We start from the raw sequence: 24687 nt of genomic DNA on the forward strand, positions 1-24687 counted from the left end.
ATCAATGCTTGTAATCTGATCCCTCAAATTATGCAAGTTCCAATTCCAAAAACTTATGAAAAGGAAACGAGAGAAAATTTTTACTGGGGCGTAATTGATGAGGTTCTTACAAAAGGATTCAGTGGACCTGTTTATTCTCTTGCTGTTGAAAAATATGAACATTATATTGCAGATGGAATTGTTACTCATAACTGTCTTTATGGCTGGAAACAAAAGGGAAAACATCAATGGTTCAGTGACCGTAAACAAACAACCATTTGGGAATATGACCGTCCAAAATCTAGTAAAGACCACCCAACGATGAAACCAATTCCGCTCATGGCCTATCCTATTCAAAATTCATCCATGCGTGGGACAATTGTTCTTGATCCATTTCTTGGTTCTGGTTCAACCCTAATGGCTGCAGACCAAACTGGAAGGGTTTGTTACGGCATTGAGTTGGATGAGAAGTTTGTGGATGTCATTGTCAAACGTTTTATAGAGTCAACAGGAAATGACAACGTGACGGTATTGCGTGATGGCCAGACTTTGACCTTTGATGAAGCCTATTCAATGATGGAGGAGACGGTATGACCTTAACTTTTCTTGATTTCTTTGCAGGAGTGGGTGGTTTTCGTCGTGGTTTGGAACTAGCGGGTTTCAAATGTATCGGTTACTGTGAAAAGGATAAATTTGCAAGAAAATCTTACGAAGCAATGTACGACACGAAAGGAGAATGGTTTCATGACGACATCACAAGCATTGACCCAACACAACTTCCAAATGCAGATTTATGGACTGCGGGAAGCCCTTGTCAAAATGTGTCTATCGCAGGGAAGCGAGCAGGACTATACGGTGAACGAAGTGGACTCTTTTTTACATTTGTTGACCTCCTCCAAAGCCAAGAGGAAGAAGATAAACCCGAGTGGATACTCCTTGAAAATGTTAAGGGACTTTTATCAAGTGGCGGGGGAAGAGATTATCTCGACTATCTCTCTATCTTGGATGAAGCAGGGTACGACCTTGAGTGGCAAGTGTTCAATTCAAAAGACTACGGAGTTCCCCAAAATCGAGAACGCATCTACACTCTCGGACATCTTAGAAGCAGAGGTCGACGAAAAGTACTACCTATCAGCGGAGAAAGCGGTAGCCATCTTAAGCAACTTGTAGGTGGTATGCAAAGCTACCGTGTCTACGACCCGAGTGGAATTGCTACAACTCTTGTTGGTGAGGGTGGCGGACTAGGAGCTAAGACAGGTCTTTATCTAATTGATCAATCTTTGACAGAACCAAAGTTGACAGATGAGGCACGTTGTATCACCGCACGATATACTGCTGGAGCTACAAAGCGGACTGCGATGAACTCTGGAGTACTAGAAATTCAACCCATTCTGACCCCCAATCGAATCAACAAGAGGCAAAATGGACGTAGGATCAAAGAACAGGATGAGCCAATGTTCACATTGACCTCTCAAGACCGCCATGGTGTTCTTGAAGGTATCAAGGTCAGAAATGGTACGAAGCAAGGTTATCAAGTTGCAGAGGTTGGAGATTCGGTGGATTTATCTTATCCCAACTCACCAACGAGACGAGCAAGAGTTGGGAAGGGAATTGCCCATAACCTCTCCTGTGGTGGTCAAATGGGTGCTGTGGTTTGGAATGATCGAGTTGTAAAAATCAGACGTTTAACCCCTCGAGAATGTTTTCGTCTACAAGGATTTTCAGATGATTTATTCGAGAAAGCTCAAGCAGTAAACTCCGATGCCCAACTGTATAAACAAGCTGGGAATGGTGTGACGGTAACAGTTGTCTATACCATTGGTTGTGCCATTCTAGCGAGCAAAGGATTATCGAAAATATCTTCAAAATAATCGAGAAATGACTGGATATATGTCTCCTTTAGAGTTAATATGTACACAACAAAGGAAGAGGAGAACAAATCCATGACAACAACACTTGAAAAACTTTACGACATCTACCCAGCAACCGCAAGCATCATTCCTTACAAAGATTGGGTCATCATTGCATCGATTGGATATAAAGGAACAGAAGTTGAGATTTACGAAACGGCTGATAGTTTTGAAGAGTTTGAAAACTTCGAACGCAGATTTGACCGCATTTACCAAGAAGCAGGAACATTCGAAGACTTTGGACATGCAGTTAAGTGGGCATTTGAAAAGATTGGAGAATAACATGGACTCAAAAATGTTCAATAACTTAAAGACAACCTATCCGGTTGGGACTAAGGTTAGATTAGTTAGAATGGATGACCCACATCCAGTTCCTAAAGGCACACTTGGAACTGTGATTGGAGTGGATGACATTGGTTCACTCTTAGTCAAGTGGGAAAACGGCAGTTGCCTAAATGTTTTGTATGGAATTGATATCGTAGAAAAGGTAATGTGAGATGTGGGAAATTATGACTCGAACGGTTGGAGACAGACATTACGTTTGTGAGTTTCTCCGTGAAGACACAACAGACCCAAGGAATATAGACGGTGCATGGATTAGAATACTGACAATAAAACGTGATGGTGAATATATCTACCAATATAGATATGGGAATGAAATAGATAACATGGACGACATTGATAGAACAGTTTGTCAGGCTGTTCTTGATAACTTTAATGAACTTTAAGAAGGAACTCGAATTGAGTTCTTTTTTCTTACTCTAAGGGAGGTGAGATTGTGGCAATCAGGGGGCGAAAACCAAAGCCTACGAATATGAAAATACTTGAGGGAAATCCTGGTAAGCGACCACTCCCTTCGAATGAAGTCAAACCCAAACAAAAAGCCCCACGTTGCCCACAGTGGCTTGAAGATGATGCAAAGAAGGAGTGGAAACGGATGGGAAAAATTCTCGAACAGATGGGAATTTTGACTGAAATGGACATGACTGCATTTGCAGGTTATTGTCAAGCTTACGCTCGCTGGAAAGAGGCAGAGGAGTTCCTTTCAAAGCATGGATCCATTATCAAAACTCCGAATGGCTATCTCCAACAAGTCCCTCAAGTCTCTATCAGCCAGTCCAACCTCAAAATCATGCTTAAATTCTGTGAACAATTTGGTTTGACACCTTCAGCACGTAACCGTCTAGCAACGATGGATTCAGAAGTTGGGACTGGTGATGAAATGGAAGATTTGTTAGGAGGAATTTTATGAGTTATCATTATGAACCAAGTCCATTCATGCTTCCAACCTCACACTATGATAAGGCAAAGGCTGATAGGGCAGTAACATTTATCAATAACCTTTCTCACACCAAAGGCAAGTGGGCAGGAAAGCGATTTGATTTGTTGCCGTGGCAAGAACAGATTGTTCGTGACCTATTTGGGATTGTGAAAGAAGATGGTAACCGTCAGTTCTTAACTGCCTATATTGAAATTCCTAAAAAGAATGGTAAGTCTGAGCTAGCAGCAGCAATCGCTCTTTATCTACTTTATGCGGATAATGAAGCCAGTGCAGAAGTTTATGGTGCGGCTTGTGACCGAAACCAAGCGTCAATCGTATTTGATGTGGCCAAGCAGATGGTGCAGATGAGTCGCCCTTTGGAAAAGCGTTCTAAGATAATGGGTGCTACCAAGCGTATTGTAAATTATTCTAACGCTGGGTTTTACCAAGTTCTTTCTGCAGAGACTGGGACAAAGCATGGACTAAACGTATCTGGCTTGGTCTTTGATGAAATCCATGCTCAGCCAAATCGTCATTTGTATGATGTATTGACCAAAGGGTCAGGAGATGCAAGGGAACAACCCCTCTTTTTTATTATCACGACAGCTGGAACGGATAGAAACTCTATCTGTTATGAATTGCATACCAAAGCATTGGATATTCTGAATGGTAGAAAGAAGGACACGTCTTTCTATCCGGTGGTTTATGGATTATCCGATGAAGATGATTGGAATGATGAAGCAAACTGGAGAAGAGCCAACCCTTCACTAGGGCATACTATTGGGATTGACCGTGTTAGAGAAGCCTACCAACAGGCACTTGACAATCCTGCGGAAGAAAATGTCTTTAAGCAGCTCCGTTTAAATATGTGGACAAGCTCAAGCGTTGCTTGGATTCCTGATCATGTCTATGCCAAGGGAAATGTTCCTATTCAATATGAAAGTCTCAAGGGTCGTAGTTGCTATGCAGGGCTAGACCTGTCTAGTACGTCCGATATAACAGCTTTTGTCTTAGTATTTCCTCCTAGATTTGAAGAGGAAAATTATATCGTACTGCCATACTTTTGGCTACCTGAGGATACATTGGAACTGCGGTGTCGACGTGATCACGTCCTCTATGATGTCTGGGAACGACAGGGCTACATCAAAACTACAGAGGGTAATGTTGTTCACTATGGGTTTATCGAAAAGTTTATTGAAGACTTATCGGAAATTTATCATATCAAGGAGATAGCCTATGACCGTTGGAATGCGACACAGATGGTTCAGAATCTAGAAGGGATGGGCTTGACCATGGTGCCTTTTGGTCAGGGATACAAGGATATGAGTCCACCATCAAAGGAACTTTATAAACTTATGATGGAAGGCAAGATTCAACATGGTGGGCATCCAGTTCTGAAATGGATGGGACAAAACGTAGTCATGAGACAAGACCCCGCTGGTAATATCAAGCCTGATAAGGAAAAGTCAGTCGAGAAGATTGACGGTATTGTAGCACTCATTATGGGACTGGACCGTTGTATACGTCATCAAACCGATGGTGGAAGTGTGTATGATGAACGTGGAATATTGAGTTTTTAGTTGAATTTAAAAGGTAAGCATGATAGAATGTATTTACAAATCATCTTTACAATGAGGTAAGAACTATGGCAAGCACACAGCCCGTCAACTTTAGAGCAGATTCAACTTTTTATAAACAAACTAAAGAAATTTTAGCAGATGAAAAGCTGACTCTGTCTGATATCTTCAATGCTGCTCTTCGTAAAATTGCGACTGGAGCAGTTGATCCCAAAGAGTTCGTAAACAGTGATTTACAAGAGACGCAGTATCAAGTTGCTTTTGAAGACTTGAAAAAGGAAATTCTAATTGGCCATCAAGAAATTGAGCAAGGGAAACTAACATCTTTAGCTGATGTGAGAAAGGAATTTGGTCTTGAATAATCATAAACGATACCATGTTTCCCTTACGGATCAAGCCAAAAGGGACTTAGGAGGGATTCATGACTATATTTTACATAATTTCTATAGTCAACAATCTGCCGACAGCAAACTAGACCTTATCCTAACTGCACTTGAAACTCTAGAGACCTTTCCTGAAGCATGTCCTTTGGTGTCTAGTCGTGGTTACGGGGAATTGACAGATGATGGCAAACGGTACCGATATATGCCAATCGAGAATTATCTAGCTTTTTATTACATTGATAACCATGAGGTTTATGTTGCAAGGATTTTGAACTCTAAGCAAAATTGGGCTAAATTATTCAATAAATAACGGCCATTTTTCTATGCGAAAATTAAGGAAAAGGTATTCTCAGTGGTTATAAAAAATAATATTCCCATAAATAAATCTGATGACTGTTATTGTCTATTAGATATGGAACAGGCAACACCTACAGTTGTTGAACAATCAACATTGGATGATGTTACAACTTCGGTTTTTTCACGCCATATTGATGCTTTTAGAGAGTTGGCAAAATAGGAATGTTGACTATTGCACAGAACAGTAAATTGTAATGATGTTAGTTGAAATTTCATATCTCAATTCAATGCATCTCCAAAGGGGAGGTGCTTTTTTCGTACTCAAAAGGAGGAACTATGGGACTACTAGATTTATTGGGACGTAAGCGGGCTAGAGATAAACCACGAAATAGTTATGAAGGTCAGGACTTTTCATATCTGTTTGGACGAACGACCAGTGGGGAGAATGTGGATGAGTTTAAAGCTATGCAGACAACAGCTGTTTATGCTTGTGTCCGCATCTTAGCTGAAGCAGTTGCTTCACTACCCATTCATGTTTATGAGAGAACGGCAACTGGAAAGGAGAAGAAGGTGGAACATCCCCTTTATTTTCTCTTACATGATGAACCTAACCCTGAGATGTCATCTTTTGTCTTTAGAGAAACCTTGATGACCCATCTATTGATATGGGGCAATGCCTATGTCCAGATTATCCGAGATAGGAGTGGACAGGTAATCAGTCTTTACCCACTCTTACCAGATAAGATGTCTGTTCATCGGGACGAAAGTGGAAAGCTCTATTACAAATACAAGCGTCAGTCAGAAGAAAATCCTAACTTTAAGGAAAAGGGAGATGCTATTTTGAGAGCAGAAGATGTTCTCCACGTTCCTGGTCTGGGTTTTGATGGATTGATTGGCTATTCTCCAATTGCCCTTGCAAAAAATGCTATCGGTATGACCTTGGCAACGGAAAACTATGGGGCATCATTCTTTAAAAATGGTGCAAATCCTGGAGGTGTTTTGGAACACCCAGGTATTCTCAAAGATCCAAAACGAGTGAGAGATTCATGGAATGCAGTCTACAATGGGGTAACCAATGCCCATAAAGTGGCAGTTCTTGAGGAAGGGATGAAATACACTCAGGTAGGCATTCCACCTGAAGAAGCCCAGTTTCTCCAAACTAGAAAATTCCAAATCAATGAAATTGCAAGGCTCTACCGCATTCCACCTCATATGGTTGGCGACTTGGAGAAATCCTCATTTTCAAACATTGAGCAACAATCTCTAGAATTTGTTAAATATACCTTAGACCCTTGGGTAGTTCGTCTCGAACAGGCTTTTAAGAGGTCTCTTTTTTTACCTGTAGAAAAGAAAACTTACTTTGTGAAGTTTAATGTGGATGGTCTTCTTCGTGGTGACTATCAGAGTCGAATGAATGGCTATGCGATTGGGAGACAAAATGGCTGGCTATCGACAAATGATATTCGTGAACTTGAGGACTTGAACCTCCTCTCAGATGAGGATGGTGGCAATCTCTACTTGATAAACGGAAACATGACGAAACTGAAGGATGCAGGTGGCTTTATGAAACAAGCACCGTTAGTACAAGAATCTCAATCTGAGGAGGATATGGATGCATAAGTTTTGGAATTTTACAGAAGATGATAGTGGTCGAACACTTCGTATTGAAGGACAGATTGCTGATGAGACGTGGTTTGGCGATGAAGTCACGCCACAAGTATTTAAAAATGACTTACATGCAGGAAATGGAAATATCACCCTCTGGATTAATAGTCCAGGGGGTGATGTTTTTGCGGCTGCTCAAATCTATAACATGCTGATGGATTACAAAGGTGATGTCCATGTCGTGATTGATGGCTTAGCCGCAAGTGCTGCTAGTGTCATTGCCATGGCAGGTACAACGGTTTCTATGAGTCCGGTTGCCATGATGATGATTCACAACCCTTGGACTGTGGCACAAGGTGAAGCCAAGGATATGCAGAAGGTCATTGAAATGTTGGGAGAGATTAAGGAATCCATCATCAATGCCTATGAATTAAGAACAGGACTTTCAAGAACCAAACTCTCGCACCTTATGGACTCAGAGTCTTGGTTCAATGCCAAAAAGGCTGTTGAACTGGGCTTTGCGGACAAGATTCTCTTTGACAAACAAGAGGAACATGGAATGGATACTGAGAGTTATTCTTTCAGTCGAACTGCTGCCCAACAAGATTTACTTGTCAAAATGCAGGCGAAGCTTGAAGTCCAACAACAAAAGAAAACAATCCCTATCAATCAGTTGGAAAAACGATTGAATTTGCTTAAATAACGAAAGGAAAATGAATTGATGTCTAAATTACTTGAATTGAAAGAAAAACGTAACCTAGCTTGGCAACAAGCAAAAACCTTCCTTGATTCTGTTCGAACAGAAGATGGACTTGTATCTGAGGAAGATTCCAAACGCTATGATGATATGGAAGCAAAAATCAACCTCTACAATCAAGAGATTGCTCGATTGGAGCGACAAGAAAAGATTGACCTTGAACTTGCTCAACCAGCCTCACAGGCTCTAATTGGGCAGCCCACTACAGTTCTGAATGACAAGACTACTGAAGAGGAAAAGAAGGGTGTGGCTTCAGATAGCTATGCCAAGACATTTTGGACAAGTGTTCGTAAACGTCACTTCTTTGATGTCAAAGATGTCCTTCGAGTTGGGGAAGATACCGAAGGTGGTCATCTGGTTCCTGATGAGTATGAGAAGAAACTAGTTCAAGGATTACAAGAAGAGAATTTCTTCCGCAGCCTTGCGACTGTTATCAAAACATCTAGTGGTGAGCGAAAGATTCCTGTTGTGACTGGACATGGTTCGGCCTCATGGATGGATGAAAATGGTCTCTATCCTGAAACAGAAGAAACCTTTGGTCAGGTGACTCTAGACTCTCATAAGATTGGGACTGCTATTCGTATTTCAGAAGAGTTACTTAACGATTCAGTCTTTGACCTTGAGTCCTATATGACAGCTGAATTTGCTCGTCGTATTGGAACGGAAGAAGAAAAGGCATTCTTGATTGGCGATGGTTCTAAGAAACCGACAGGTATCTTTACTCAGGCAGAAGTTACAGGTCCAACGACTGCCACAAAGGATATTACCTTTGATGACATGATTGAACTGTATCATTCTTTACCAGCACCATATCGTAAGAATGCAGTTTGGATTTTACATGATACGACTGTCAAAGCTATCCGTAAACTCAAAGATAATAATGGCAATTACATTTGGCAGCCATCCACTCAAGCTGGACAACCAGATTTGATTCTAAATCGTCCATACTATACATCAACCTTTGCCCCACTTCCTGAAGCAGGAAACAAGGCCATTGCATTTGGTGATTTCTCATATTATTGGATTGCGGACCGTCAAGGTCGGACCTTCAAACGTTTGAACGAACTCTATGCCAATAATGGACAGATTGGTTTTCTTGCTTCACAACGTGTTGATGGTAAGTTAGTCCTACCTGAAGCCGTGAAGACACTAACAGTAAAGGCTAAGTAGTCATGGTTAGTTTAGCAGAAACAAAACAGTATCTCAAAGTGGAACACGATGATGAGGATGGACTGATTGAGCAGTTGCTTGAAACCAGTCAACAACTCTGCGAAGATATTTTGCGACAATCAATTTATTCAGACGTTCTAAAGACGGCAATCCTTTATGGGGTTGCCTATCTTTATGAACACAGAGAAGATGCCAATCATAAGGAGTTGAAAGAGACTCTCTATCATTTGCTGTTGGCCGAACGAAAGGATGTGTTCTGATGAAGATTGCACCGTTGAGGGAACGCTTGTCATTTCAGATTCGACAGATTGTTCAAGATGAGATTGGCAATGAAACTTCGACATGGATACCTTTATTTGACCGGTGGTGCTCTTGTCGTCCTCTCACCTTGACCGAAAGGGATGGGAGTGTGACGAAACTGGAACAAGAGAAAGTCCAGTTCACCCTCAGGTATGAAAAGGCAATTCTTGGACTTCATTCCTTAACGACTCACATTCAATTTCGTGGTCAAACTTATGGGATTGAGTCTATTGATGGAGATACAGTGCTACGACAACTAATTTACATCGTCGCTGTTAAGGAGGAGTGATATGACTAAAATTGGACTGGATGCACTAGAAACTGCCATCGCAAATGAGCTGGTGGAATTTGTAGAGGATACAACAGAGGTGATGCGTGAAGTTGTAGAGGAAGTCACAGATGAATCCATTGAAACCTTGAAAGCAACGTCACCTAGAAAGAGTGGTTCCTATGCCAAAGGGTGGAAGAGTAAAGCAACGATTGATACCAGTACAGGTCTAACCAAAACCATTCATAATCGAACGCCAGGCCTGACGCACCTATTAGAAAATGGTCATGCCAAAAGCTCCGGTGGGCGAGTTGAGGGAATTAAGCATATCGCACCTGTTGAGAAACAAGCAATACAATCCTTAGAAGAAAAGCTGAGAAAGCGAGTGTGATATGACATGTTACTGAGCGAAATGTACTCCATTCTCAAAGAATTACAGCTCCCCCTCGCTTACCATCATTTTGAAGAAGGGAGTCGTCCAAGACCACCGTATCTGGTTTATTTGGTGACTGATTCAGAAAATCATGGTGCAGACAATTGGACCTATCATAAGCAGAATAACCTGCTAGTGGAACTCTATACCACTAAGAAAGATTTAGCAACTGAACAAAAGGTGGAGTCATTATTTGACAGCCACCTTATTTATTTTGAAAAAGTAGAGACCTATATCTCATCAGAGAAACTCTACCTAATAACCTATTACATCACATTACATGGAGGATAATATGGCTGAAAAGAATAAGGTCACCTTTGGACTACAAGATGTCCATTGGGCAGAAGTTACAAGCGAAGGTTCTGATGGTACGTTGACATACGGCAATGTAGAACGACTTCGTGGTGCTGCAGAATTAACCCTTGAACCAACAGGAGATAAGGGTTCTTATAAGGCAGACAATATCAATTTTTATACAACAGAGTCAAACGATGGTTACGAAGGGACACTAAAAGTTGCTCTTCTAACGCAGGAATTTTTGACACGAGTCCTTGGAGAACAGTTGGATGCGACGACAAACACCATTTCAGAGATCGCAAACAGCGAAAAGAAAAATTTTGCGTTGATGTTCCGTTTTGAAGGGGATAAAAAAGAAACATTACACGTTTTGTATTATTGTTACGCATCTCGTCCGACTGTTGGTTCAAAAACCAAGTCTGGTTCAGATATCAATGAGGTAGAGTTGACCTTTACTGCCAGTCCTCGCCCTCTTGATAAGGTTGTACGTCGACGAACAACGGAGGAAACGAGTGATGAGATTCGTCAAAACTGGTTCAAGGCAGTTTTTGAACCTCGTAAGTAAGGGAGATGGCCATGAGAGAAAGTATTACCATAGCAGGCACGACCTACGAGTTAGCAACCAATGCCTACACACCAATCGCTTATAAAGAGCAATTTGGCAAGGACTATTTTCAAGATTTATTCTCTATGGTCAATAGTCAAGCAATCTTGGCAAAACTTGACCAGTTAGAAGATGGAGAAGAATTACAGGCACATCATATTGATGTTTCTATTCTGTCTGATTTCGATATGACATTTTTCCATCGAATCTTTTGGGTCTTTGCGAAGTCAGCCAATCCACGAGTGAAACCATTTGTGGATTTTTATATGGAGATGGAAGAATTTCCAGTGCAGGAAGTAGCCCCTGTCTTGATGAATATGTTGAACCAAGGGATGTCAACCAGAAAAAAGCAGATGAAACAAAAACAGCGAGTGAGGAAATCTTCACAGTAGAGAGTTATTTCTCCTGTTGTAAGGAAACTGGTCTGACCATTGACGATTTAAAACATATCTCTATTGGGATGGCACTTGACTATCAAACGGACTATGTGGAGATGCGTACACGAGAAACTTCTCAAACACGCCGAGCAACTCAAGCTGATTTTGATAATTTCTGATGGTAGAAAGGAGGGACTATGGCTGGAAACATCAAGGGGATTACGATTGAAATTGGTGGTGATACCCAACCCTTACAAGATGCACTTAAGGGTGTAAACAAACAAGCATCTGAAGCTACCAAAGAATTAAGACAGATTGATAAGGCTCTCAAGTTTGATACAGGAAATGTCACTCTTCTGACGCAAAAGCAGGAAGTCTTGGCAAAACAAGTCGAGACAACCAAAGAAAAATTGGCAACGCTCCGTCAAGCCCAATCACAGGTGGAAGCTCAATTTAAGGCTGGAGATATTGGGGCAGACCAGTACCGTGCCTTTCAACGTGAGGTGGAAACTACTCAAAGGCTGCTAACGTCCTATGAAACTAAGTTAGCTGATGTGTCATCAACACTTGAGAATCACGGTCGAGGTAGTAGTTCAGCGGCTCAACAATTAGATAAACTCCAAGTGGAGCAGGGGCAGTTAGCAAGTGAGATGAACAAGGTCACGTCTCAATTTGAGCTACAAGAAAGTGCTTTGTCATCCAATAGTTCCGAAGCAGAACGCAATGCCATAGCCCAACAAAAGATTGGAGCACAGTCAGAAATTGTTTCTAAACAAATTTCCAATCTCGAAAAGCAACTAGCCCTGACAAAGAGTGAATATGGTGAGAATTCCATTGAAGCCAATAAGATGGAAGCTGAGTTGAACCAAGCAAAGACCGCTCTCAATAACCTGAACAACGAGATGGATGAGACCAAATCCTCTGCCGATGGTGCTCAAGATGGCATGAAAGCCATGTCTGACACCATTCGGGCTGAGGCACTTCAAGCGACCAGTGAGAAGCTAGCAGACATCTCTCAGAAAATCTTCGAAGTCGGAACAGAGTCCATGTCTGCGGCAGCTCAACTTCAAGCCAGCAATGCCCAATTCTCTACCGTATTTGGGGATATGGAGAATGCTGCTAAGGATGCCCTCAATAAGATTGGGGAAGAGATGGACATTGTTCCAGAGCGTCTTCAAGGCTCCTTCACTCAAATGGCTTCCTTTGCCAAAACCTCTGGAATGGATACGGCTCAGGCTTTGGATCTGACCACTCGTGCCACCAGAGCAGCGGCTGATGGGGCAGCATTTTACGACAAATCCATCGAAGAAGTCACCGAAAACCTGCAGTCCTTCCTCAAAGGAAACTATGAAAATGACGCAGCTCTAGGTATTTCTGCGACAGAAACCACTCGTAATGCAGCAGCGAACAAGCTCTATGGAAAGTCCTTCAATGAACTATCAGAAGCTCAGAAGCAGTTAACCCTACTTCAAATGGTAGAGGACGGCAATGAACTCTCTGGAGCCTTGGGGCAAGCTGCAAGGGAATCAGACGGACTGGAAAACGTTCTGGGTAACTTAAGACAGTCTGGAACTAATGCTCTAGCAGCAATCGGTCAACCGATTCTGGAGATGCTTATTCCAGTCTTCCAAAGTTTGGCAGACATTGTTAGTCAACTAGCGACTTGGTTTACCAACTTATCCAGTCCCATCAAGGAAGTCATCATTATCTTCACAGGTATTTTAGCCGTAGTAGGGATGTTACTTCCAGTTTTCTTGGGCTTACAGGTTGCGGCAGCCGCTATGGGGACAACCGTTGTTGGAATGATAACGGCATTTTTGCCGATTGTGGGGATTATTGTTGGTATTGTAGCTGCCATTACCTTACTGATTGTTGGGTTAAAAGAACTCTGGACGAATCACGAAGGCTTTCGAACGACTGTGATGGAAATCTGGAATAGTATCTATGCCTTTCTGACCATGATCATCCAGCAGATTTCTAGTTTTGTTATGTCCATCTGGGGAACGCTAACCACATGGTGGACTGAAAACCAGCAATTGATTCTAAATGCTGCAACCACGGTATGGAATGCCATCACTACGGTTATTCAAACGGTGATGACTATTCTTGGACCGCTCATCCAAGCAAGTTGGGAGAATATCAAACTCATCATTACAGCCGCTTGGGAGATGATAAAGATTGTGGTCGAGACTGCTATCAATGTGGTACTTGGTATCATCAAGGCAGTCATGCAGGTTATCACTGGTGATTGGACTGGCGCTTGGGAAACCATCAAACAGGTCTTCTCGATGGTATGGGAGGGCATTAAGTCCCTTATTTCCTTAGCTCTCAATTTCATCGTCCAGTACATCTTAACAGCTTGGACGGGTATCAAGAATACCATCTCAAATGTACTATCTACCATTAGTTCTGTTATTTCAACTATATGGTCAGCTATTCAATCGACAATATCCAGTGTCCTATCTGCGATTGGTTCGACTGTTTCAACTATCTGGAATGGTATCAGAAGTACCATATCCAACATCTTGAATGGTATATCTAATACGGTTTCATCTGTTTGGAATGGTGTGAAAAATACCATTTCAAGTGCTATCAATGGTGCAAGAGATGCCGTGAGTAATGCCATCAATGCCATTAAAAATCTCTTTAACTTCCAAATCAGATGGCCACATATTCCCCTTCCTCATTTTCGAGTGTCAGGCTCTGCCAATCCACTCGATTGGTTGAAGGGCGGAATTCCGAGAATCTCCATTGATTGGTATGCCAAAGGAGGAATTTTAACCAAACCAACCGCATTTGGGGTAAACGGCAATAGCCTAATGGTTGGAGGTGAGGCTGGAAAAGAAGCAGTCTTGCCTTTGAATGAACAAACGTTAGGTGCAATTGGTCGAGGAATCGCAAAGACCATGACAAGCAATCTACCGACCATTCACATCACTATTACAGGTAACACAGTAAGAGAAGAGACTGACTTTCATCGACTAGCGGAGATGGTTGGAGAGAAACTAGTATATGAATTAGAACGTCAGCAAGGATTGAGAGGAGTGAAACCATGATTAAACATAATGCATTAACCATTGGTGGAGTGTCCACGAGTTCTTTTCCTTTTAAGGTAATCGTGGAAGATAGTCCTTCAATCACAGTAAGTGAAAGTAAGACGCAATTGATAGAACACCAAGGCCTGTCAGGAGCGGTTCTTCAAACCAATCCTCGCAGAAGTGTCATGGAACTGAGCTACACCCTCTATCTTGTAAAACCTAGTGAAGAACAGTTATTATCCTTTTTGAAGCTATTTTTGAAAGAAGGATTTTGGCTTGAGAACGCTAGTTTCAAGACCATACGCTTTTGGTGTTACAAGGTACACCATACTCCAGTTCAAAAGGATAAGCTGGGGGTGTATGAGTTTAAGGTTACATTTTCTTGTCACCCAACCAAGTGGTTCAAAACGACGACCTCGCAGGTGTTTAGGACTAGTGGTACTTTTAGAAGTCAAGGTTCAGCCATTGCTTTTCCAAAGATTACCATAAGTGGCAACTCGACTAGTGAAACTAGCTTTACGATTGGGGATGATGTCATCCGCTTGGAGCGATTACAAGAAACACTCATTATGGATAATAATCCTAGTCAGCCAAGTTTTAAGACACAAAGAGGTCAGCCTGTAAAATGGTCTGGCGATTTTATTTCCATTGATGCGGCCAGAAATGACTCGGTTGGAGTTGTCTTAGGTGCTGGCATTACATCATTAACAATAGAAATGAATTGGGGGTGGGCTTAGTGCTATCTTTATTAGACAAAACCGTTCGAACGGCAAAATGGCATGGGAAACCACTCCCAGAGACTATAAAGGCAAGCGTTAAAGAAACCTTGAATGGGGATTTTGTCCTAAATTTTACCTATCCAATCACAGACAGCGGACTATTTCGAGAGTTAAAAGAGGACTACCTCGTTCGTAGCCCAGTTCCAGTATTGGGACACCAGTTGTTTCGGATTAAGAAAGTCATTGAAGGAGACACCAGTCTTGAAGTTGTGGCCTATCACATATCAGATGACGTCATGACTAGGTTGGTATCTCCATTTAGGTGTGAACAGGTACCTTGTGCAACAGCACTATCAAGCATGGTCATGGCAAGCAAGTCTCCACTTGGAGATTTTTCTTTTACCAGTGACATTGTCAAGAATAGAACCTATACAACGGACAAGGAACAGACGCTGTACTCCAGCCTGATGGATGGTAAACACTCTATCCTTGGAACTTGGGAGGGAGAACTGGTTCGAGATAACCTTGCCTTATCAATTAAGAGTGAGCGAGGACAGGACCGTGGAGTTGTTATCTCTACTCACTACAATTTGAAAAAGTATCAGCGAACGAAAGAAAGTTCACAGATTATCACTCGTATCCATGCCACTTCAAGCTTTAAACAAGAGGGTCAGGATAGGGAAGCTGTCCTTCAAGTAACTGTAGACAGTCCGTTGATAAACTCTTATCCTTTCATCAATGAAGTGACCTATACAAATAATAGTGTCAGAACTCGTCAAGAGTTAATAGAGTGGGCTAGTAGCAAGTTTCGCTTAGAGGGTATTGATAAGCCCAAAGATGCCATCATCATTGAGGCATTTGAATTAGATGGTCAAACAGTTCATCTAGGCGATACAGTGACTTTAAAAAGCAAGCTACACGGCATTGATGTGAGGAAGAAAGCCCTTGCTTATGATTATGATCCTCTAGCTAAGAATTACCGCTCTATCACGTTTGATGATAAGGCAAGTATCGGTACAGGTAAAACTGGCGGAAGCTTGACTACCCTAGCAAATAATCTCCTTGAAGGGAATAAGCGGAGTGAGGATGTTGCCGTTGAAATTGCCATTGAGAATGCCAACAGAGCCTTTGATGCAGAATTTGAGAAACGTCAAGTAGCCATTGATAATGCAATCCTTCAGGCTCAAAGTCATGGGGAGGTCTATGCGGATCGATTAAAGGCTAGCATTGATAGTGAGCTTTCTTCTATTCACCAACAGATGCTGCAACAAGAAGAGGAACAGCAACGCACAACTCGTGATTTATTGGCAAAGGCTGGGGTAAATACCAACCTAGCCACAGAAGCCAAACAAAAGGCAGTACAGGCTCAAACTGGGGCAACTGAAGCTCTCAGAAGGGCAGAACAAGCCAAGCTCGATGCGATTCAAGAAGCTAACCGCTTGACTTCGACGGAGCGTAGTCAAACAGAGTTAAAAATTGCGACAGCAAAATCACAAGCTATCTCTGAGGCGAGTCGATTGGTTGATGTAGCAAAATCACTGATAGGTGGACAGTTGGCAACTGTCACTACCAATCTCACACAAACCAAGGAGGATATAAAACTACTTGCGAGTAAGCAACTAGTGGATGGTCTGACTGGTCGAGTAATTAGTGCAGAATCCATGATTCAAACGCAAGCAGACCAAATTTCCCAGCGTGTTAAGACTAGCGATTTTAACCAAGCAAAACAGAGAATCGAAACTGCAGAGTCAACGATTACGCAATTGGGGAATCGGATAACAACTGAGATTCGAGAGACCGTAGCTAAGATTCCAGTTGATTTTGGTGGTCGAAATTACATACTAAAAAGTGATACTTATATTACATCCGGGAGTAAGTTTCTAGATAGTGCTTCGGACTTTATCGACTATGCTCAGGCAGGAAAGTTTGTGACGATCAGCGTTGATATCAAGGGGGAAAATCTGTCGCCTGATGAAAGAGGACAGTCTAGGATAGGATGCGAGCTACGCTTGACTTTATCCAATGGCAATCCTCTCTATCTAAACTGCTATAAAGTTGTTTCAGCAACCCAACCTCGCGAGCGAATATACCGAACGGTTCGTATTCCTGATGGTGTATCGGTTGTTAGTGTAGCAAAGCTCAATCTTTTTGTGCAAGTCAGAGGAAATGCCTTAGCTGGAAGACCAAAGTTTGAACTTTCTTCTATGCCTACTGACTGGTCACCTGCTCCTGAAGACTTAATCACAGATCTCAGTCAAACCAGAACACTAATTACTCAGACAGCTGAGGGCCAAACTCAGCTGTCTACAAAGCTTACTCATACTGAGAATAAAATGATGAATGCTGAAACCCAAATCAGGCAATTGTTGGGTGATGTGGCTAGTAAAGTATCTAAAATGGACTATGACAATCTCAAGAGTACAGTTGAGAATCATACGACAAGTATTAATCAAACGACCCAGTCCATTTTACTTAAAGCTGACAAGACCTTTGTGGACGGTGTGAAATCTACGGCAGAAGCAGCCCTTTCAAAAGCAACTAGCAATGCGACAATGATTAGTCAGACCAAGTCTGAGCTAACTATTGCCAATGATGCCATCTCACAGAAAGTCGCAAAGACGGATTTTAATAATTTGAGCGGTCGAGTAGCAAGTGCAGAATCCACTATACGTACACAGGCTGGGCAAATTGAACAACGACTAACAAGTACACAAGTTGAATCAGCTATTAACTCAAAAGGTTACCAAACCAAGTCACAGGTCGATTCCAATATTACTGGTCGTGGCTATCTAACCAGCAGTTCTCTCCAACCCTATGCGACGACAACTAGTGTGCAGAATTTGGTTAGAACCACCTCTGATAGTTTTACCCAGCGAATCAGTCAAACGGAAAGTAGAATCCCTACCTCAGTTTCACATCGCAACTTGATAGCTGGTACTTCGGATAGATGGAGTGCTTATCAGACGATAAATGCCAATAGTAACTGGATAGCATCATTAGGAAGAGTGCAATTTGGGGATAGTAGTGGAATTTATGTTGGATCAAAAGTTCATTTATATGTTCATGTCTCAGCGGATGAGATTACCTTTGACCCTGCAGTAACGACTCGTACTATGAAACTTCGAGGTCCAATATTGGATAGTCAAAATATTTGGACATGGACCAACTGGAATTTGTATCACCCTTTCTACAATAAATGGAGCAGCAATCTGACAACAGGTAACAACTATCGCTTGATAAAATTGACCGCTACCGTCACTCAAGAGATGTACCAACACTCTAAAGGTTTTGAACTTCAAGTCAGAATCGATGGAGTTAAAACTGGTAAGTTCCATGTGAGAGCCTTAATGGTTTCAACTGGTGATATCTTTCCAGACTATTGGACACCATCGTTAGAAGACTTTACGACTTTAACCGCATTTCATGAAGTGCGGGATACTGTAAGCAGTCACACTCGAACAATTGGAGATCACACCAATCAAATCAGTCAGGTTGTTCAAACGGCTACTGGGATTGTGACACGAGTTGGCAATCTAGAAACAAGTCGAGCGACAACGGCTGCCGTCAATGCCATTCAAACTCAAGTTTCAACTCTTGCAGGGTCGTGGTCGGTTCGAAATCTGACCAGTGCAGGCACAGTTTTGAGCCAACTTAATCTCAATAAGGATGGGACGGTCAAAATCGATGGAAAACTCGTCCAAATTACAGGCACTACCTATATCCAAGATGGTGTCATTGCGAGTGGTAAGATTGCCAGTCTTGATGCAGGTAAGATTACGTCAGGCATCATCTCGGCAGCTCGTATTGGAGCAGAAGCAATCACTGCGGATAAGTTAAAGGTTGACCAGGCTTTCTTTACCAAGTTTATGGCAACAGAAGCCTACCTCAAGCAGTTGTTTGCCAAATCGGCCTTTATAACACAAGTGCAGTCAGTAACCCTATCTGCCAACAAAATTTCAGGCGGTATTTTGTCAGCCATCAACGGAGCTATGAAAATCAATCTTTCACTTGGGAACATCAAGTTCTTTACCAACTCTCCATCCATTTCTCGTGAGGTTAGTGGTTATCCTCACCAGTGGGTTTCATTTGAAACAGGTACGTCAAACGGTAAGCCATGTGGTGTAACCATTATCGGTTCCAATCGATGGAACAACTGGAATGCCAATGACGGTGGCTTTGTAGGAATCCGAGCATGGAACGGTACAGATACCGACCAAATTGATGTTGTAGGCGATAAGGTACGTTTAGCTAGTGCCCCATATACCAATCCAGATGGCTGGGAAATAGTAACGTTGCCTAACCGACTGAGTATTGATGCCTATAAAGCTTCTGACCGACCAAGTTCAATTTTGAATATCGGAGATATCCGCATCTATCGAAACGGTACAACATACGTCAGTTTGAAAGATGTTCTTCATCAATTCAACCACAATTTTAAACACTTAATAAACATCACTGGTCGAGGTGACGTCATCTTGACATGGGATACGATTAAATAAAGGAGTTCACAGATGAATCTAGAACAAATCAACCAATCATTAAAATTAACCATCCAGGAGCTTGTCTCCAAGCTATCTGATGAGATTACCGCTAAGAACCTCATTGCCATCCAATTGGTGGAAAGGGATGAGGAACTTAGCCTATTGCGTAAAGAAAAACAGGAATTGACTGAGCTGTTAGAAGTTCAGACAAAACCTGAAGAAGGGAAAGGAGAATAGTAATCATGGCACTTCTCAATATTGACAAAGTAACAGAACCATTTGATTTGGAGACAGCTCTCGCATATATGCGTAAGAATGGAGAGTTCATTCGTTGTAAGACAGCAGAGCAGGATTTTTACATGTATCTTGAAGAAATAAGGCGACCTGCCATTAAGAATGGAAAGCGGCAGTTAGTTACAACAGAAACAGTTTGGGCATTTAATCAGTGGGGCAGTACCACATTAACTCTGAACCTTTCTGATCTGTTCCATGATTGTTTTTATCTGATGCGGTTTGATGAGAACGGTCAACCGGATTGGTCAGACCCTACCATTGTGCAGGAAGGTTCAGTAGAAAGTGAGGTGACCGATGAAGGAATTGTTAACACTTAATAAGATTTTATTTTCCATGATTGGGGGCTTGATTGGTAGTCTATTTGGAGAGTTGGATGGCATCCTATATGCTCTACTGGTCTTCATAATTATTGACTATCTAACAGGAATTTTTGCGGCAGTTGTAGAGAAACAGTTGTCGAGTAGTATCGGTTTTCGTGGCATCTTTAAAAAGATAGCCATTTTATTTTTAGTTTCATTAGGTCATATGATTGATACTGCAATCATAAAGCAGGGTGGAACAATTCGAACCATGGTCATTTTCTTTTATCTCAGTAATGAGGGGTTAAGTATCTTAGAAAATACCATTCGAATTGGTCTACCAATACCTGAGAAACTACAAGCAATCTTAAAACAAATCAACGAGAGGTGAGAAGATATGGGAAAACATCTGGTCATTTGTGGTCATGGGCAAGGGCGAACAGGCTATGATCCTGGAGCAGTGAATGCCAAACTAGGTATCACAGAAGCAGGAAAGGTTCGAGAATTAGCCATGTTAATGGCTAAGTACAGTGGACAACAGATTGATTTTATAACCGAACAAAATGTTTATGATTATCGGAGTATTACTAGTATTGGTAAGGGATACGACTCGATTACTGAATTGCACTTCAATGCCTTTAATGGTAGTGCCAAGGGTACAGAAGTCTTGATTCAATCTTCTTTAGAAGCAGACAAGGAAGATATGGCTATCCTATCTCTCCTTTCACGATACTTTCAAAATCGTGGTATTAAGAAGGTAGATTGGCTCTATAATGCCAACCAAGCAGCGAGTCGTGGATATACCTATCGTTTGGTGGAGATTGCCTTCATCGATAATGAACAAGATATGGCGATTTTTGAAAACAAGAAAGAGGATATTGCGAGAAGTCTTGTGTCAGCAATAACAGGAGTTGAAGTCAAGACAATAGTTCCCTCGCCCCCCAGTTCAACTGTTGGGAGTTCAGGTACTCCTTCAAAATCAATCTATCTTGTTGGTGATAGTCTTAGGGTGTTGCCTCATGCGACTCATTATCAGACTGGTCAGAAAATTGCCAACTGGGTCAAAGGGCGCACCTACAAAATCCTCCAAGTGAAGAATGTTCACCAGTCCAACAGTAAGAGAGCTTATCTACTTGATGGAATCAAGTCATGGGTGCTAGAGCAGGATGTAGAAGGAACAACCAAAGGCCATAGTGAGCAGACCTATCAAGCACAGAAAGGCGATACGTATTATGGAATCGCTCGGAAGTTTGGTCTATCAGTAGATACCCTTCTTGTAGTGAATGGTTTGAAGAAGTCGGATATCCTGAAAGTTGGACAAACACTCAAGGTTAACGCTGCTTCAAGGACAACAACTGCTATTCCAACTAGCGTTGCAAGCCGTGTGGTTGCGTCAGCTTTATCTAAGGTCGGTCAAAAGGTGACCGTTCCATCTAATCCTTATGGTGGGCAGTGTGTTGCCTTGGTGGATAAGATTGTTCAAGAACTTACGGACAAGAATATGTCCTATACTAATGCCATTGATTGTTTGAAGAAAGCAAAATCAAATGGTTTCCAAGTAATCTACGATGCTTGGGGTGTAAATCCTAAAGCAGGTGATTTTTATGTCATTCAAACAGATGGTATGGTTTACGGGCATATTGGTGTCTGTGTGACGGATTCTGATGGAAAAAGTATTGATGGTGTGGAACAGAATATTGATGGATATTCTGACCATAATAATAACGGTATCAATGACCAATTAGAAATTGGTGGCGGTGGAATTACTCGTCGTGTGAAACGGCAATGGATGGCGAATGGCTCACTCTATGATTCTACTGGAACAGTTAAACTTGGAAAAGTTGTTGGTTGGTTTAGAATTTCATAATTTAGTTATAAGCCTGGTGGAAACATCAGGCTTTATTTTTTTGCCTTTTTTTCAATAAGTGCGGAAAAATTACTCCCAAACCTACCTAGTAAGGTAGGAGGAATATTTGTATTCCATGAATTATGGCATAAAACTATCAGGTCGAAATAGTTGGTCTGATAACTTGACTAATATTCCCTTTAGAGTGATATATAGTGTGCCATTACATAGGAAGGAGAGTAAATGTCCGTAAAGAAGATTAGAGTCAATAGACAAAAACATAGGAAGAGGGTCTGTGCCTACATTCGAGTTTCGACGACTAATGGAAGTCAGTTAGATTCATTAGAAAATCAGAAGCAGTATTTTGAAAACCTGTATTCCAATAGAGACGATATTGATTTTATAGGTGTTTATCATGACAGAGGTATATCTGGTTCTAAGGATAATCGTCCAAATTTTCAAGCAATGATTGAAGATTGTCGTAGAGGTAAGATTGATGTTATTCATACCAAGTCAATTGCACGCTTTGCCAGAAACACGGTTACAGTTCTTGAAATTAGTCGTGAACTGAAAGCGATAGGAGTAGACATATTCTTTGAGGAGCAAAACATTCATACCCTTTCAAGTGAGGGGGAAGTGATGCTTTCAGTATTAGCGAGTATTGCAGAGGACGAGTTAAGGAGTATGAGTGGCAATCAACGTTGGGCTTTTCAGAAGAAATTCCAACGAGGCGAGCTAGTCATTAATACCAAGCGATTCTTAGGTTACGATGTAGACGAAAATGGTGAGTTGATTATCAATCCAGAAGAAGCCGTAATAGTTAAGGAGATATTCTCGTTATACCTTGAAGGAAATGGTACACATCGTATTGCCAAGCAATTAAATGAGAAGGGTGTTGCGACTGTAACAGGTGCTAAATGGCATGACACTACAATCCGTCAAATGTTAAGAAATGAAAAATACAAAGGTTCGGTCATACTGCAGAAGTATTTCCATGATGGTGTGAATGGTCCTAAAAAATTGAACCAAGGAGAACTTGAACAATACTTGATAGAAGATAATCATGAAGCCATTATTTCAAAAGAAGATTGGCAAAGAGTCCAAGATAAGCTAAATAGTAGAAGATGGCAACAAGGTAGAAACAAAACCTATAAATTTACAGGTTTGTTAAAGTGTCAGCATTGCAGTTCAACATTAAAGAGACAAGTTTCCTATAAGAATAAAATTGTTTGGTGCTGTTCCAAGTATATAAAAGAGGGAAAAGTAGCTTGTCGAGGGATGCGAGTGCCAGAAGTAGATATTTCAAATTGGGAGATAACCTCACCAGTTACAGTAATAGAAAGGGATAGAGATGGGGAAAAGTATTACAGTTATTCCGGCCAAGAAAGTTCAGACCAATGTTCTTCATCAGGTCAGGAAGAAAATCAAGGTAGCCGCCTATTGTCGAGTGTCCACCGACCAAGAAGAACAGCTATCAAGTTATGAAAACCAAGTTAATTATTACAGAGAGTTTATCTCTAAACACGAGGACTATGAGTTAGTTGACATATATGCGGATGAGGGCATCTCAGCAACCAATACAAAAAAACGTGATGCCTTTAACCGCTTGATACAAGATTGTAGGGCAAGTAAGGTGGATAGGATTTTGGTCAAGTCAATCAGTCGATTTGCCAGAAACACCCTTGATTGTATCAAGTACGTCAGAGAGCTGAAAGAACTTGGGGTGGGGGTGACTTTTGAGAAGGAGAATATTGACAGTCTAGATTCTAAAGGTGAGGTTCTTCTTACAATCCTTTCTTCCTTGGCACAGGATGAGTCACGTTCCATTTCAGAGAATGCGACGTGGGGAATTCGTAAGAAGTTTGAACGTGGGGAAGTTCGGGTGAATACCACAAAGTTCATGGGTTATGACAAGGATGAGAATGGTAGGCTTATCATTAACCCTCAGCAAGCTGAAACTGTAAAATACATATATGAGAAATTCTTAGAGGGGTATAGTCCTGAATCCATTGCTAAGTATTTGAATGACAATGAAATACCTGGTTGGACGGGAAAGGCAAATTGGTATCCAAGCGCAATACAGAAAATGCTTCAAAATGAAAAGTATAAGGGTGATGCCTTATTACAAAAGACTTTTACAGTTGATTTTTTGACTAAGAAACGGATTGCCAATGATGGTCAAGTTAACCAATACTATGTAGAAAATAGCCATGAAGCTATTATTGACAAAGACACTTGGGAATTAGTACAGTTGGAATTGGCAAGGAGGAAAGCCTACCGAGAGGAGCATCAGCTCAAGTCCTATATCATGCAAAATGACGATAACCCTTTTACAACTAAGGTGTTCTGTAAAGAATGTGGTTCAGCCTTTGGTCGAAAGAACTGGACCACCAGTCGAGGTAAACGCAAGGTTTGGCAATGTAACAATCGATATAGGGTCAAAGGACAGATTGGCTGTCAGAATAACCATATTGATGAAGAAACGTTAGAGAAAGCCGTAGTAATGGCTGTAGAACTATTGAGTGAGAACGTGGATCTGTTGCATGGGAAGTGGAATAAGATTCTAGAAGAAAATCGTCCGCTAGAAAAGCATTATAGTACAAAGTTGGCTGAAGTGATAAACAAGCCATCCTGGGAATTCGATTCGTATGAGATGTGTCAGGTATTGGACAGTATTACAATTTCAGAAGATGGGCAGATAAGTGTAAAATTCTTAGAGGGGACTGAGGTAGATTTGTAAGTGACTGTGGCCGAAAGGTTGCAGTTTTTTTGTTGTTTCGTGGTATAATAAA

The 24687-nt window shown here is 41.5% G+C and carries 26 protein-coding genes and 2 pseudogenes; all 28 read left to right on the forward strand.

What is annotated here, in order from left to right:
* Window positions 1-30: 30 nt before the first annotated feature.
* Window positions 31-165, forward strand: a pseudogene (locus ACEE75_RS04485) (hypothetical protein); the annotation flags it as partial.
* A gap of 27 nt (window positions 166-192) precedes the next feature.
* A pseudogene (locus ACEE75_RS04490) lies at window positions 193-573 on the forward strand (DNA-methyltransferase); the annotation flags it as partial.
* Window positions 570-1850 carry a DNA cytosine methyltransferase gene (locus tag ACEE75_RS04495; protein ID WP_449173571.1) on the forward strand — a complete coding sequence of 427 codons (1281 nt, stop codon included), beginning with the start codon at window positions 570-572 and terminating at the stop codon, window positions 1848-1850. The pseudogene ACEE75_RS04490 and the gene ACEE75_RS04495, both read left to right, overlap by 4 nt.
* A gap of 72 nt (window positions 1851-1922) precedes the next feature.
* Window positions 1923-2171: an Nmad4 family putative nucleotide modification protein gene (locus tag ACEE75_RS04500; RefSeq protein WP_044775949.1), complete on the forward strand. Its 249-nt coding sequence runs from the start codon at window positions 1923-1925 to the stop codon at window positions 2169-2171.
* Window position 2172: 1 nt separating this feature from the next.
* Window positions 2173-2385, forward strand: a complete 213-nt coding sequence (locus ACEE75_RS04505) for a DUF4314 domain-containing protein (protein ID WP_449173572.1) — start codon at window positions 2173-2175, stop codon at window positions 2383-2385.
* 1 nt (window position 2386) lies between these two features.
* A complete protein-coding gene (locus ACEE75_RS04510; protein WP_018374774.1) occupies window positions 2387-2617 on the forward strand; it encodes a hypothetical protein in 231 nt (76 codons plus the stop codon).
* Window positions 2618-2667: 50 nt separating this feature from the next.
* Window positions 2668-3141 (forward strand): phage terminase small subunit P27 family, encoded by a 474-nt coding sequence (locus ACEE75_RS04515; protein WP_105154068.1) that lies wholly within the window; start codon window positions 2668-2670, stop codon window positions 3139-3141.
* Entirely contained in the window at window positions 3138-4730 is a 1593-nt protein-coding gene (locus tag ACEE75_RS04520; RefSeq protein ID WP_449173573.1) for a terminase large subunit, read from the forward strand. The genes ACEE75_RS04515 and ACEE75_RS04520 overlap by 4 nt, the downstream gene beginning before the upstream one ends.
* 65 nt (window positions 4731-4795) lie before the next feature.
* Window positions 4796-5089: a type II toxin-antitoxin system RelB/ParD family antitoxin gene (gene relB / locus ACEE75_RS04525; protein ID WP_024392798.1), complete on the forward strand. Its 294-nt coding sequence runs from the start codon at window positions 4796-4798 to the stop codon at window positions 5087-5089.
* Window positions 5082-5420 carry a type II toxin-antitoxin system RelE/ParE family toxin gene (locus ACEE75_RS04530; RefSeq protein ID WP_024411442.1) on the forward strand — a complete coding sequence of 113 codons (339 nt, stop codon included), beginning with the start codon at window positions 5082-5084 and terminating at the stop codon, window positions 5418-5420. Before relB ends, ACEE75_RS04530 begins: the two co-directional genes overlap by 8 nt.
* Before the next feature lie 323 nt (window positions 5421-5743).
* Window positions 5744-7027 carry a phage portal protein gene (locus ACEE75_RS04535; RefSeq protein ID WP_449173574.1) on the forward strand — a complete coding sequence of 428 codons (1284 nt, stop codon included), beginning with the start codon at window positions 5744-5746 and terminating at the stop codon, window positions 7025-7027.
* On the forward strand, window positions 7020-7715 hold the full coding sequence (locus ACEE75_RS04540) for a head maturation protease, ClpP-related (protein WP_044685904.1): 696 nt from the start codon (window positions 7020-7022) through the stop codon (window positions 7713-7715). Before ACEE75_RS04535 ends, ACEE75_RS04540 begins: the two co-directional genes overlap by 8 nt.
* Before the next feature lie 18 nt (window positions 7716-7733).
* Complete coding sequence (locus ACEE75_RS04545) at window positions 7734-8939, forward strand: phage major capsid protein (RefSeq protein WP_024052957.1); 1206 nt, start codon at window positions 7734-7736, stop codon at window positions 8937-8939.
* A 2-nt stretch (window positions 8940-8941) separates the two neighbouring features.
* Window positions 8942-9199 carry a head-tail connector protein gene (locus ACEE75_RS04550; RefSeq protein ID WP_044685902.1) on the forward strand — a complete coding sequence of 86 codons (258 nt, stop codon included), beginning with the start codon at window positions 8942-8944 and terminating at the stop codon, window positions 9197-9199.
* Entirely contained in the window at window positions 9199-9528 is a 330-nt protein-coding gene (locus ACEE75_RS04555) for a head-tail adaptor protein (protein ID WP_449173575.1), read from the forward strand. Before ACEE75_RS04550 ends, ACEE75_RS04555 begins: the two co-directional genes overlap by 1 nt.
* A gap of 1 nt (window position 9529) precedes the next feature.
* Entirely contained in the window at window positions 9530-9898 is a 369-nt protein-coding gene (locus ACEE75_RS04560; protein ID WP_449162177.1) for an HK97 gp10 family phage protein, read from the forward strand.
* 6 nt (window positions 9899-9904) lie between these two features.
* A complete protein-coding gene (locus ACEE75_RS04565) occupies window positions 9905-10231 on the forward strand; it encodes a hypothetical protein (protein ID WP_105143036.1) in 327 nt (108 codons plus the stop codon).
* A gap of 1 nt (window position 10232) precedes the next feature.
* A complete protein-coding gene (locus ACEE75_RS04570) occupies window positions 10233-10802 on the forward strand; it encodes a major tail protein (protein ID WP_014636346.1) in 570 nt (189 codons plus the stop codon).
* An 11-nt stretch (window positions 10803-10813) separates the two neighbouring features.
* Window positions 10814-11233 (forward strand): hypothetical protein, encoded by a 420-nt coding sequence (locus tag ACEE75_RS04575; RefSeq protein ID WP_099877417.1) that lies wholly within the window; start codon window positions 10814-10816, stop codon window positions 11231-11233.
* A gap of 182 nt (window positions 11234-11415) precedes the next feature.
* The gene (locus ACEE75_RS04580; RefSeq protein WP_449173576.1) at window positions 11416-14274 is read left to right on the forward strand and encodes a phage tail tape measure protein; all 2859 of its coding nucleotides are present in this window, start codon (window positions 11416-11418) and stop codon (window positions 14272-14274) included.
* Window positions 14271-14993: a phage tail protein gene (locus ACEE75_RS04585; protein ID WP_029180492.1), complete on the forward strand. Its 723-nt coding sequence runs from the start codon at window positions 14271-14273 to the stop codon at window positions 14991-14993. The genes ACEE75_RS04580 and ACEE75_RS04585 overlap by 4 nt, the downstream gene beginning before the upstream one ends.
* A complete protein-coding gene (locus ACEE75_RS04590) occupies window positions 14993-19474 on the forward strand; it encodes a phage tail spike protein (protein WP_449173577.1) in 4482 nt (1493 codons plus the stop codon). The genes ACEE75_RS04585 and ACEE75_RS04590 overlap by 1 nt, the downstream gene beginning before the upstream one ends.
* Window positions 19475-19486: 12 nt before the next feature.
* Window positions 19487-19693, forward strand: a complete 207-nt coding sequence (locus ACEE75_RS04595) for a hypothetical protein (RefSeq protein ID WP_044685893.1) — start codon at window positions 19487-19489, stop codon at window positions 19691-19693.
* 5 nt (window positions 19694-19698) lie between these two features.
* Window positions 19699-20067, forward strand: a complete 369-nt coding sequence (locus tag ACEE75_RS04600; protein WP_449164708.1) for a hypothetical protein — start codon at window positions 19699-19701, stop codon at window positions 20065-20067.
* Complete coding sequence (locus ACEE75_RS04605) at window positions 20045-20440, forward strand: phage holin family protein (protein ID WP_330556972.1); 396 nt, start codon at window positions 20045-20047, stop codon at window positions 20438-20440. The genes ACEE75_RS04600 and ACEE75_RS04605 overlap by 23 nt, the downstream gene beginning before the upstream one ends.
* A 6-nt stretch (window positions 20441-20446) precedes the next feature.
* On the forward strand, window positions 20447-21916 hold the full coding sequence (locus ACEE75_RS04610) for a LysM peptidoglycan-binding domain-containing protein (protein ID WP_449164707.1): 1470 nt from the start codon (window positions 20447-20449) through the stop codon (window positions 21914-21916).
* A 222-nt stretch (window positions 21917-22138) separates the two neighbouring features.
* Complete coding sequence (locus ACEE75_RS04615; protein WP_044755726.1) at window positions 22139-23380, forward strand: recombinase family protein; 1242 nt, start codon at window positions 22139-22141, stop codon at window positions 23378-23380.
* Window positions 23268-24635 carry a recombinase family protein gene (locus ACEE75_RS04620; RefSeq protein WP_438816684.1) on the forward strand — a complete coding sequence of 456 codons (1368 nt, stop codon included), beginning with the start codon at window positions 23268-23270 and terminating at the stop codon, window positions 24633-24635. The genes ACEE75_RS04615 and ACEE75_RS04620 overlap by 113 nt, the downstream gene beginning before the upstream one ends.
* Window positions 24636-24687 lie beyond the last annotated feature (52 nt).

It is taken from the genome of Streptococcus sp. 11273D007BT, from assembly GCF_053547195.1.

Excerpts from the sequence above, each read along its gene's own strand:
- ACEE75_RS04495 (WP_449173571.1), top strand. The coding sequence starts at position 570 with ATGACCTTAACTTTTCTTGATTTCTTTGCAGGAGTGGGTGGTTTTCGT.
- ACEE75_RS04500 (WP_044775949.1), top strand. The coding sequence starts at position 1,923 with ATGACAACAACACTTGAAAAACTTTACGACATCTACCCAGCAACCGCA.
- ACEE75_RS04505 (WP_449173572.1), top strand. The coding sequence starts at position 2,173 with ATGGACTCAAAAATGTTCAATAACTTAAAGACAACCTATCCGGTTGGG.
- ACEE75_RS04510 (WP_018374774.1), top strand. The coding sequence starts at position 2,387 with ATGTGGGAAATTATGACTCGAACGGTTGGAGACAGACATTACGTTTGT.
- ACEE75_RS04520 (WP_449173573.1), top strand. The coding sequence starts at position 3,138 with ATGAGTTATCATTATGAACCAAGTCCATTCATGCTTCCAACCTCACAC.
- relB (WP_024392798.1), top strand. The coding sequence starts at position 4,796 with ATGGCAAGCACACAGCCCGTCAACTTTAGAGCAGATTCAACTTTTTAT.
- ACEE75_RS04535 (WP_449173574.1), top strand. The coding sequence starts at position 5,744 with ATGGGACTACTAGATTTATTGGGACGTAAGCGGGCTAGAGATAAACCA.
- ACEE75_RS04540 (WP_044685904.1), top strand. The coding sequence starts at position 7,020 with ATGCATAAGTTTTGGAATTTTACAGAAGATGATAGTGGTCGAACACTT.
- ACEE75_RS04545 (WP_024052957.1), top strand. The coding sequence starts at position 7,734 with ATGTCTAAATTACTTGAATTGAAAGAAAAACGTAACCTAGCTTGGCAA.
- ACEE75_RS04550 (WP_044685902.1), top strand. The coding sequence starts at position 8,942 with ATGGTTAGTTTAGCAGAAACAAAACAGTATCTCAAAGTGGAACACGAT.
- ACEE75_RS04555 (WP_449173575.1), top strand. The coding sequence starts at position 9,199 with ATGAAGATTGCACCGTTGAGGGAACGCTTGTCATTTCAGATTCGACAG.
- ACEE75_RS04560 (WP_449162177.1), top strand. The coding sequence starts at position 9,530 with ATGACTAAAATTGGACTGGATGCACTAGAAACTGCCATCGCAAATGAG.
- ACEE75_RS04565 (WP_105143036.1), top strand. The coding sequence starts at position 9,905 with ATGTTACTGAGCGAAATGTACTCCATTCTCAAAGAATTACAGCTCCCC.
- ACEE75_RS04570 (WP_014636346.1), top strand. The coding sequence starts at position 10,233 with ATGGCTGAAAAGAATAAGGTCACCTTTGGACTACAAGATGTCCATTGG.
- ACEE75_RS04575 (WP_099877417.1), top strand. The coding sequence starts at position 10,814 with ATGAGAGAAAGTATTACCATAGCAGGCACGACCTACGAGTTAGCAACC.
- ACEE75_RS04580 (WP_449173576.1), top strand. The coding sequence starts at position 11,416 with ATGGCTGGAAACATCAAGGGGATTACGATTGAAATTGGTGGTGATACC.
- ACEE75_RS04585 (WP_029180492.1), top strand. The coding sequence starts at position 14,271 with ATGATTAAACATAATGCATTAACCATTGGTGGAGTGTCCACGAGTTCT.
- ACEE75_RS04595 (WP_044685893.1), top strand. The coding sequence starts at position 19,487 with ATGAATCTAGAACAAATCAACCAATCATTAAAATTAACCATCCAGGAG.
- ACEE75_RS04600 (WP_449164708.1), top strand. The coding sequence starts at position 19,699 with ATGGCACTTCTCAATATTGACAAAGTAACAGAACCATTTGATTTGGAG.
- ACEE75_RS04605 (WP_330556972.1), top strand. The coding sequence starts at position 20,045 with ATGAAGGAATTGTTAACACTTAATAAGATTTTATTTTCCATGATTGGG.
- ACEE75_RS04610 (WP_449164707.1), top strand. The coding sequence starts at position 20,447 with ATGGGAAAACATCTGGTCATTTGTGGTCATGGGCAAGGGCGAACAGGC.
- ACEE75_RS04615 (WP_044755726.1), top strand. The coding sequence starts at position 22,139 with ATGTCCGTAAAGAAGATTAGAGTCAATAGACAAAAACATAGGAAGAGG.